This is a genomic window from Bacillus sp. LR_5 (assembly GCF_042709275.1).
In genome coordinates this window covers 1-1,965 of the sequence record NZ_JAVAXX010000539.1, presented here as the reverse complement: position 1 = coordinate 1,965, position 1,965 = coordinate 1, and the positions used below count along the sequence as shown (strand labels likewise).

Annotated in this window: 2 protein-coding genes; both read left to right on the top strand. The window is 46.2% G+C overall.

Annotation, left to right across the window (positions count from 1 at the left end):
* Positions 1-697, top strand: a 697-nt coding sequence (gene sufC / locus RAC86_RS38215) for a Fe-S cluster assembly ATPase SufC (RefSeq protein WP_377886907.1), incomplete at its 5' end; no start/stop codon positions are given.
* Positions 698-714: 17 nt separating this feature from the next.
* Positions 715-1,965, top strand: a 1,251-nt coding sequence (gene sufD, locus RAC86_RS38210) for a Fe-S cluster assembly protein SufD (RefSeq protein WP_377886909.1), incomplete at its 3' end; no start/stop codon positions are given.

The window sequence follows — 1,965 nt, the reverse complement described above, 5'->3', positions numbered from 1 at the left end:
CGGAGAGTTCCACGCCGTAATGGGACCGAACGGAACAGGTAAATCCACTTTGTCAGCTGCTATTATGGGGCATCCTAAATATGAAGTAACAAAAGGAAGCATCACGCTTGACGGCAAAGATGTACTGGAGATGGAAGTGGACGAGCGTGCGCAGGCAGGTTTATTCCTTGCGATGCAGTACCCAAGTGAAATCAGCGGTGTGACAAATGCCGACTTCCTTCGCTCAGCAATCAACGCGCGCAGAGAAGAAGGCGATGAAATTTCTCTTATGAAATTCATCCGCAAAATGGACGAAAACATGGAGTTCCTTGAAATGGACCCTGAAATGGCCCAGCGTTACCTTAACGAAGGCTTCTCAGGCGGGGAGAAAAAACGCAACGAAATCCTTCAATTAATGATGATTGAACCGAAAATCGCCATCCTTGATGAAATCGACTCAGGTCTTGATATTGATGCACTGAAAGTTGTATCTAAAGGAATCAACAAAATGCGCAGCGAAAACTTCGGCTGCCTGATGATCACTCACTATCAGCGCCTGTTAAACTACATCACTCCAGATGTTGTTCACGTTATGATGCAAGGCCGTGTTGTAAAATCCGGCGGTGCAGAGCTTGCACAGCGTCTTGAAGCAGAAGGTTATGACTGGATCAAACAAGAACTTGGTATTGAAGACGAAACTGTAGGTCAAGAAGCGTAAGCGTTAGGGGGATTAACATGACACTAGGTACAAAACTATCCGTAGATCAGGAGTATCTCAAAAGCTTTTCCGAAAAGCATCAAGAACCTGCCTGGCTGAAAGACCTGCGCTTACAGGCTCTTGAACAAGCTGAGGATCTGCCGATGCCGAAGCCTGATAAAACAAAAATCACAAACTGGAACTTCACGAATTTCGCGAAGCATACAGTTGATAACGAACCGCTTTCTTCATTGGAAGATTTGACTGATGAAGTAAAAGCGCTGATCGATGTTGAAAACGAAGATAAAACATTATATGTACAGCGTGACCAGACGCCGGCATACCTTTCTCTTTCTCAAGAATGGAAAGACAAAGGTGTCATCTTCACTGATATTCTGACTGCCGCACGCGAGCACAGCGATTTGGTGGAGAAATACTTTATGAAGGACGGCGTGAAGGTTGACGAGCATAAATTAACTGCACTTCACGCAGCTCTTGTTAACGGAGGAGCATTCCTTTATGTTCCGAAAAATGTTCAGGTGGAGACGCCGGTTCAGGCTGTTTATGTCCACGAAAGCAATGATACGGCTCTCTTCAACCACGTACTGATTGTGGCTGAAGACCACAGTTCTGTAACGTATGTAGAAAACTACATCAGCACTGTAAACCCGAAAGACGCTGTCTTCAATATTATCAGTGAGGTCATCACAGGTGATAATGCCAGCGTGACATACGGTGCGGTGGATAATCTGTCTAGCGGTGTGACAACATATGTGAACCGCCGCGGTGCTGCTCGCGGACGCGACAGCAAAATCGAGTGGGCTCTCGGCCTGATGAACGATGGCGACACGATTTCCGAAAACACAACAAACCTTTACGGTGACGGCACATACGGCGATACGAAAACGGTTGTTGTCGGAAGAGGAGAGCAAACAGAGAACTTTACAACACAAATCATCCATTTCGGTAAAGCTTCAGAAGGATATATCTTGAAGCACGGTGTGATGAAGGATTCTGCTTCTTCTATCTTTAACGGAATCGGCAAAATCGAACATGGCGCTTCTAAAGCGAATGCGGAACAAGAATCACGTGTGCTGATGCTTAGTGAAAAAGCACGCGGAGACGCAAACCCTATTCTTTTAATTGACGAAGACGATGTAACTGCAGGACATGCGGCATCTGTCGGCCGTGTAGACCCTATTCAGCTTTACTACCTGATGAGCCGCGGAATTGCGAAAGAAGAAGCAGAACGCTTAGTCATCTATGGATTCCTTGCGCCGGTAGTAAAC